This is a genomic window from Campylobacter sp. MIT 97-5078 (genome assembly GCF_006864455.1).
In the GTDB taxonomy this organism is placed as follows: Bacteria; Campylobacterota; Campylobacteria; order Campylobacterales; family Campylobacteraceae; genus Campylobacter_D.
This window is the reverse complement of record NZ_QHLK01000023.1, coordinates 1-8,048: the sequence shown is the minus strand read 5'-3', so window position 1 is coordinate 8,048 and position 8,048 is coordinate 1. Positions and strand designations below refer to the sequence as shown.

Genomic DNA, 8,048 nt, shown 5'->3' with positions numbered 1-8,048 from the left:
GCTGTTGCAGAAGTAAGCTACAACTATACTAAAAACCTTAATTTCTTGCTTTGGTATTCATATCTTGATGTAAAAGCTAAAGCAGAAGCTGGCAATCCAGGTAATTATGATTCTAAAATAAACACTGTACGTTTCCAAGCGTTCTATAAATTCTAATCATACTTAAACCACACAAAGAGGCTTTATGCCTCTTTGCTTTATTTCAAAAAACAGCTCTATCATCTAATAAAACATATGTTTTTTTAAGAAGAATACTGAAAAGCAAGGACAAACTGCGGAGCTTTTCAACTCGTGGTAGGTTAAGGTTTGCTTAAAATTTTGCTAATAATTTCTAAGCAAAGCCAGAGTGCAAGCCTTGAAGCCAACCTATGCCTTATACGCGATAGCTTCGATCTCTACCTTTGCTCCTTTTGGCAAATCTTTTACCGCAAAGGCTGATCGAGCCGGAAATGGAACTTGAAAGGCTTTTTCATATACCTCATTCATTATCGCAAAATCACTTATATCACTTAAAAGCACCATAGTTTTTACAACTTGACTTATTTCTAAGCCATTTTCTTTTAAAATCGCTTTTATGTTACTTAAAGCTTGCTTTGTTTGCTCGCCAACACCACCTTTAACAAGCTCATTTGTTTGTGGATCAAGCCCAAGTTGTCCTGATATAAAGACCAAATCCCCTGCTTTTCTAAACGCAGAATAAGCACCTACTGCTTTTGGATAAGTTTGCATTACTACTCCTTTTTATAAATTCAAAGCCTTATTTTAACATATCTAAGCTTTAAATTTCTTATCAAAAATAAGTCAAAATCACAAAAAACTCAAATCAAAAGCCTAATTTAAAGCATTTTTTGCTATAATCTCGCCAAAATTTATATAAAATTAAGGTTTTAATAATGACTTGGACAAAAAATTCATGGAAAAATTATCCCATTAAACAACAGCCCACTTATAGTGATGAAAAGGAACTCGGCGAGGTTTTAGCACGTCTTGAAAAACTGCCCCCACTTATCTTTGCTGGCGAAGTTCGCAATTTAAAGGCTAAACTTGAAAAAGTCGCTTTAAAAGAAGCTTTTTTGCTTCAAGGTGGTGATTGTGCGGAAAGCTTTGCAAATTTTGGAGCTGTAAATATCCGCGATATGTTTAAACTTCTTTTACAAATGGCGATCGTGCTTACCTTTGCTGGAGGCTGTCCTATAGTGAAAATCGCACGTCTTGCTGGGCAGTTTGCAAAGCCTAGAAGTGCGGACTTTGAAGAAGTCAATGGTGTGAAATTACCAAGTTATAGAGGCGATATTATCAATGGCTTTGATTTCAGCAAAGAAGCAAGAGAGCCTGATCCTAAACGTATGATAGAAGCGTATTATCAAAGTGCGACGACTTTAAATTTGCTTCGTGCTTTTGCCAAAGGCGGTTTGGCAGATTTGCATGAAGTGCATCGCTGGAATTTGGGTTTTTTGAAAAAGGCTGAACTTGGAAGCAAATACGACGAATTAAGTGAAAAGATTACACAAACACTTGATTTTATGCAAGCTTGTGGAATCACTGCTGCAAATTCGCCAAGCCTAAGAGAAACTTCGGTTTATACTTCTCACGAAGCCTTACTTTTACCTTATGAAGAAGCTTTGACAAGGGTTGATAGCTTAAGTGGCGAAATTTATGACTGCTCAGCTCATATGCTTTGGATAGGAGAGCGAACGCGTGGGCTTGATGAGGCGCATATTCACTTTTTAAGCGGGGTTAAAAATCCTTTAGGTGTGAAGATAGGACCAAGTGCAAAAGCCGATGATATCAAGGCTATAGCACAGGCATTAAACCATAAAAATGAAGCTGGAAGGCTTAATATCATCATCAGAATGGGTGCGGATAAAATTGCTTCAAATTTACCTCACATCTTTAAAGAACTTAGCAAAGAAGGCTTAAATATCGTTTATAGCATAGATCCAATGCACGGCAACACCACAAAAGCTGGGAATTTCAAAACACGAGAATTTGATAAGATTGTGCAAGAAGTGAAAATGTTTTTTGAAATTTCAATGAGTGAGGGTATCTATCCGGGCGGTGTTCATCTTGAGATGACTGGACAAGATGTAACCGAATGCACCGGCGGGGCAAGCAATATAACCGCAGAAAGCCTACAAAATCGCTACGAAACGCAGTGCGATCCACGCCTAAATGCCGATCAAGCCCTTGAACTTGCCTTTTTAATTGCTGATTTGGTTAAAAAAGCGAGAAAAGACTAGGGAAAATGTATGAAAGTATATGGGATCAAAAACTGCAATAGCGTTAAAAAAAGCTTAATTTTTTTAAACGAAAAAAACTTTGAGTATGAGTTTTTAGATATTAAAAAGCTTGATGAAAAGACTTTAAAATCGTGGCTTGAAAAGAGAAGTTTTGGCGAGCTTATCAACACAGCTGGCACCACTGCAAAAAAGTTAGAATTAAACAAAGAAAAGCTCGCAAGTAGCGATGAAAAAACGCTTTTTAAGCTCATTCTTGAAAATCCTAGCCTTATCAAACGCCCAGTGATTGAAAAAGACAATCAACTTTTTATCGGCAAAGAATACGAGCTTATAAGCAAATAATTCATTAATTTATTTTTGCTGATTGCTGTTATAAAACATATCATTTTTATCAAGCAAAATTAGGCTTTTTAAAAAGTAAAAGCTTTTAGCGGTAGAAATAAATTTTTAGATTTATTATTCTATGCTGAGATTAAGAGTTGCTTTAGAGCCTTTTTGATCCCTTAACAAGCTTTTATCACTTGCATTTTGCTTTTCATAACGCAAACGCAATTCACCTGAAACCTTTACTTCTTTATCTTTAAAAAGCTCATCAAGACTTTGGGCTGATAAATTTGCAAATACTCCTAACAATGCCAAAACAAAAATACTCTTTTTCAAAACTTTTTCCTTGTTTGCTTATCTTTATCAATGATAACATTTTTCGTTAAACAAGATAAAAAACACAAGCGAATGAAAATGAAATGGATTGCTTTATATCTTACAATAATGATTATTTAAAATTTAACTTAAGTTGCTTTGTTTTTTGTGATGAATATTATAATAAAAAGCTCTTGCTCCAAAAAGGAGCAAGAAAAGCTATCAAGCAAGTTAGAATTTATATTCAGCTTCAAGGCGGATATTGGTTTGTTTTGAATCATCAAAACCTCTATTAGAAAGAAAGTCAGACTTTTGGGTTATATAAGAGTAAAAGCCTGAAAAAACAAGTTTTTCGCTGTAGTTATAATCCACTCTACCTACGATTTCTTGCTTCTTGCCTGCTCCGCTTCTATCATTTTCGTTTTTCGCGACTTTAGTTCCACCAAAAACATAATCAGCACCTACACGCACGATATCATTAAAGGTATAGCCAGCACTTGCAAAAACAAATTGATTTTTACCTAAAGAGCCATGCAAACTTGAGCCATTGAAATTTTGAATTTCTTGTCCAGCTGTGATGATATCACCCATATCTTCAAGCACATTGAAAGTTGTTGCATCATCTTTACCATACGCAGTATAGCCTAAAGTGCCATCAAAACCATAGCCCTCGAGTGTACCTGCTACGGTATAAAGCGAACCGCCTTTGATATTGCGATTTTTAAGGAAGTCTTCTGTGCTGTTGCCAAGGTATTGAGCTTGCAAGCCCCAATTTAGCTGATCGTTAATCGCCAAAGTATAGCTTGCATCTACAGCATAAAGTGTGGTTCTGTTTGGCACATAGCCCACCCAAAGCTGTCCTGTAACACCAGCTTGTTCGCTATAGTCGATAATAGCAGCCGCGCCATAAAGATTTTGTGCAAAAATAGCATCTTTAAGACTGCTAAACGTTTTATTTCCAGCAACAGGTTCCTCAAAACCAACAAAATCAGGATCATTATTAACACTATCCACAGCAAATGCAGCAAGAGTAACGCCTTCTAAGCTTTGGTTGATGATTTTACCGACCATACCTACTGAACCGTCTATGCTATTATCTGTCCAAATCGTATTTAAAGACTGACGACCGAGCATTATGCTTGTGCCATAATCAGTAGCGTCATATTGCAAATATGCTTCTCTTAGATAAAAAGGTTGATCTGTCTTTGTGCTTGAGCCAGCACCATAACCGCCATCATTTGCAGCATTATCATAGTTATAGTCAAGCACACCAACGACTTTGAAGCCATCGCCTATATTTGCAACTGAACCAAGTTGTGCTCTCATTTTATGAAGTTGACTATCATCTTGAACTTTTGCACCTTTTGTTCTAAAAGTATCATAACGATATCTTAAAGCTCCTGTAAAATCAACATTTTTAATCGCATCTTCCAAAGAGATAGCATTTAAACTTGCAAAAGAGCTTAACGCTGCAAATCCTGCAAGTGAAAGTGTGATCTTTTTACTCATTTTCTTTCCTTTTTAAAAATAAACTTTTTCATTATAACATAAAAATTTTGAAATTAAAAACTAATAAAGAATATAAATTTGTATTTTAATTATTTCTTTACAGCTTAAAAGCTTTTTATAATGCCTTGCAAACAAATTGTTTGTATCTTACAAGGCATTTTATATCTTTTTTTTGTTTTTATTTGATATTAAAAATCTGATTTTTCAGCTCTTTATCATAATCTTTTTGAGCACTTTTGCCTACTTTTCTTGCCCTATTTTCTAAAAAACTAGGATCATCAGCAAAAAGACTTCGCTTTGCTTCAAAGCCGTCTATATTAAAGCCAGCTATATCAATGATAGCATGGATAAAATCATCGAGCATAAAAGGGCGATTTTGAGCCTTTACTATCTTTTCGTAAGCTTTTGGGTGCTTTACTTGAAAAGTATCGCTTGCATAGATGATAAAAGGCACTTCTACCATAAAGCGGTTGATTTTTACATCGTTGTGAAGCTGGTATTCTTCGCCACTATCATACACATCTTCGCCATGATCACTGATATAGATGATAAGACTATCTGTATCTTGAAATTTCTTAATCACTTCACCTAATACAAAATCTGTATAAAGCACAGCATTTGCATACTCTGCCCTTGTTTTCTTGCCAAACTTGCTTTGTATATCATTTTCATTAAAAACAGCAAATTCTTTTGGATAGCGGTTATAGTATATGGCATGATTTCCCATGATATGGATGCTTAAAAACAAGGGTTTGTATTGTTTAGCTAAGACTTTATCGATAAGGGGTAAAATTTTCTCATCAGGTTTTGAGTTTTCAAAATACGAACTTAAACTCGCCCAATACACCTCATCACTTCGCCCAAAAATCGTCGTTGAAGCCTTGTCAAAGAGGCTGAATTTTTCTTGATTAGAAATATTGATGTTTTTATAGCCTCCAAGCCTCATCGCATCGATAAGATTAAGATATTTAAACCATTCTTTATCATTATTTTCTTGATTTGCAAAGCTCAAGATTTGCGAAAGAGATTCATAAGTCGTAGCCCTTGAAGAAATAACATCATTAAATACAAGCAAATTTTTAGGCTTTTCATCTTTGAGCTTATTTAAATTTGGAGTATTTTTAAGCTTATAGCCATAAATTTGCATTAAATTTCTTTGTGCTGATTCGCCGATGATTAAGACAAGGTTTTGAATTTGATCTTCTTTATTTGCTTGAGTGTAGTTTAAATCTTTGATAAACTCATCATAATCATGCGATATTTTTTCGTATTCTTTCATCGAAGAAAGAATCCTTTTCAAGCTTCCATTTACAGCAACTGCGGTGTTATATATCACATCAGAAGTCCTTTCATAATGTGGGCGAAGTTTAAAAATATGAGCTATGATAATAAAAAGCAAAAGCAAAGCAAACACAACCAAAATAATGCGACTCCCCCCCCCCTGCTTTAAAGCCCTTGCATACTTATATACAAGGTAAAAAAGCACACAAAACAAAAACGCCAAAAAGCAGAATTTCAAGTCAAAATAAGTGATGAAAAATTCTTTACTCTCTCTTGGATCGCTTTGCAGTGCTACACTCACAAGATAATCATTTAAAGTAACTTCAAAATGATACACCATAAAAAGATTGATAAGAAAAAATAACACGCTTAAGGTTATAACACAGGCTAAAAAGAGCTTTTGAAACCATTGTATCTTGATAAAATAAATCAAACAAAACGCTAAAAAATATGTGCAAAAAAGCATACTCTCTCGGTAAAAAAACGAGTAAAACCAATACGCATCAAAAAGTTTAGAAAGATTATAAATTTGTGCCAGTGCGATAAAAAAAGAATTTAACACAAAAAGCAAAATAAAGCTTTTTGCAAAACGCGTATTATGATAAAACATCTTGCAACTCCTTTAAAAATAGGGCTAAATTCTATCATAAAAAAATAAATTCAAAATCCACGATATAAATTTAAAGTGTTTTTTGAAATTTCAAACGCAAAGATAAAATTTAGTTCTTGCTTAAGAAAAATGAGCTACAATAAGCTTTTGAAAAAAAGGGAAGTTATGGCAAAAAACAAAAGTGTGATTTTTGAATGTCAGCATTGTGGTAATCAGCAAAGCAAATGGCTTGGAAAATGTCCTGATTGTGGCTCTTGGGATAGTTTTATCGAGCTTAAGTCCGAGCAAATCGCTGTTTTAAAAGAAATCGCGACCCTAAGTTCTACACCAAATGAAGCAGTATGTATAGAAGAAGTAAAGATAGAGACTTTAAAGCGAATCAGCACTGATGATCATGAGCTTGATTTGGTACTTGGCGGGGGCTTAGTGCAAGGTTCTTTAGTACTTATTGGCGGAAGTCCGGGCGTGGGTAAATCCACGCTTTTGCTTAAAATCGCTTCAAATTTAGCTAAAAAAGGTATAAAAGTGCTCTATGTAAGTGGCGAAGAGAGCAAAACGCAGATCAAATTAAGAGCAGATCGCCTTGAAGCAAATGCCAAAGAGTTGTTTTTACTCACTGAACTTTGTCTTGAAAATATCATCGCCCAAATCCACACAGGTGGATATGAAGTTCTCATTGTTGATTCCATTCAAACTCTGTATTCAAACAAGATCGCTTCAGCAGCTGGTAGCTTAACACAAGTCAGAGAGATCACTTTTGAGCTGATGAGGCTTTCAAAGGCTCATAATATCAGCACTTTTATCATAGGACATATCACAAAAGACGGAGCCATAGCTGGACCTAGAGTGCTTGAGCATATGGTTGATGTGGTGCTTTATTTTGAGGGCGATTCTACGCGTGAAATCAGGCTTTTAAGAGGCTTTAAAAACCGCTTTGGTAACACAAGCGAGGTAGGCATTTTTGAGATGAGTGCAAGGGGACTTATCAGCGCTAAGGATATAGCAAGTCGTTTTTTTATACGCGGAAAAGCTACGAGTGGCAGTGCTTTAGGCGTCATTATGGAAGGCTCTAGAGCTTTGATCATCGAAGTGCAAGCTTTGGTATGTGAAAGCTCCTATCCTAAACGAAGCACTACAGGCTATGAAAAAAACCGCCTTGATATGCTTTTAGCCTTACTTGAGCGAAAGCTTGAAATTCCTCTAGGGCATTATGATGTGTTTATCAATATCAGCGGAGGTGTAAAGGTCAATGAAACAGCAGCTGATTTAGCTGTAGTTGCAGCTATCATCTCAAGTTTTAGAAATCGCCCTTTAAGCAAGGATAGTGTCTTTATCGGTGAGCTAAGTTTAAATGGAGAGATAAGAGAAGTTTTTAGCCTTGATACGAGGCTAAAAGAAGCGAGTATGCAGCATTTTAAAAATGCTATAGTGCCGATTAAAGCTCTTGAAAAAATCGATATAAAATGCTTTGTAGCTAAAGAACTCGGTCAAGTTTTAGAATGGATGTAAAAAAGCATAAATAAAATTTAAAAGTCTAAGTTTAAAAAAACGATTTTAAAAGGATAGGAAAAGAATTTAAAAAAGCAAAGAGGCATAAAGCCTCTTTGTGTGGTTTAAGTAGATTAGAATTTATAGATCGCTTGGAAACGCACAGTGTTCTTTTTAGTATCGTAATTACCTGCTTCTGCTTTAGCTTTTACATCAAGATATGAATACCAAAGCAAGAAGTCAAGGTTTTTAGTATAGTTGTAGCTTACTTCTGCAACAGT

The 8,048-nt window shown here is 35.2% G+C and carries 7 protein-coding genes; 3 read left to right on the top strand and 4 right to left on the bottom strand.

What is annotated here, in order from left to right; genetic code table 11:
- Positions 1-366: 366 nt before the first annotated feature.
- A complete protein-coding gene (locus DMB91_RS08440) occupies positions 367-729 on the bottom strand; it encodes a Rid family detoxifying hydrolase (RefSeq protein ID WP_034907022.1) in 363 nt (120 codons plus the stop codon).
- Between the two features lie 164 nt (positions 730-893).
- On the opposite strand from DMB91_RS08440, the gene DMB91_RS08435 reads away from it, so the two are divergent.
- Together DMB91_RS08435 and DMB91_RS08430 are read left to right on the top strand one after the other, a co-directional pair.
- Positions 894-2,240, top strand: coding sequence for a class II 3-deoxy-7-phosphoheptulonate synthase (locus tag DMB91_RS08435; protein WP_143116902.1), 1,347 nt, complete (start codon positions 894-896; stop codon positions 2,238-2,240).
- Positions 2,241-2,249: 9 nt separating this feature from the next.
- Positions 2,250-2,582 (top strand): ArsC/Spx/MgsR family protein, encoded by a 333-nt coding sequence (locus DMB91_RS08430; protein ID WP_034906828.1) that lies wholly within the window; start codon positions 2,250-2,252, stop codon positions 2,580-2,582.
- 114 nt (positions 2,583-2,696) lie between these two features.
- Here the strand turns inward: DMB91_RS08430 and DMB91_RS08425 are convergent, their stop codons facing one another.
- The 3 genes from DMB91_RS08425 to DMB91_RS08415 all read right to left on the bottom strand — a co-directional run bounded on the left by DMB91_RS08425 (position 2,697) and on the right by DMB91_RS08415 (position 6,279).
- On the bottom strand, positions 2,697-2,900 hold the full coding sequence (locus DMB91_RS08425; protein ID WP_034906831.1) for a hypothetical protein: 204 nt from the start codon (positions 2,898-2,900) through the stop codon (positions 2,697-2,699).
- Positions 2,901-3,110: 210 nt separating this feature from the next.
- The gene (locus DMB91_RS08420) at positions 3,111-4,388 is read right to left on the bottom strand and encodes a major outer membrane protein (protein WP_034906834.1); all 1,278 of its coding nucleotides are present in this window, start codon (positions 4,386-4,388) and stop codon (positions 3,111-3,113) included.
- Positions 4,389-4,566: 178 nt separating this feature from the next.
- Positions 4,567-6,279: a phosphoethanolamine transferase gene (locus DMB91_RS08415; protein ID WP_034906836.1), complete on the bottom strand. Its 1,713-nt coding sequence runs from the start codon at positions 6,277-6,279 to the stop codon at positions 4,567-4,569.
- Positions 6,280-6,444: 165 nt separating this feature from the next.
- Here DMB91_RS08415 and radA point away from each other — a divergent pair, with 165 nt between their 5' ends.
- Positions 6,445-7,788, top strand: a complete 1,344-nt coding sequence (gene radA, locus DMB91_RS08410) for a DNA repair protein RadA (RefSeq protein WP_143116901.1) — start codon at positions 6,445-6,447, stop codon at positions 7,786-7,788.
- Positions 7,789-8,048 lie beyond the last annotated feature (260 nt).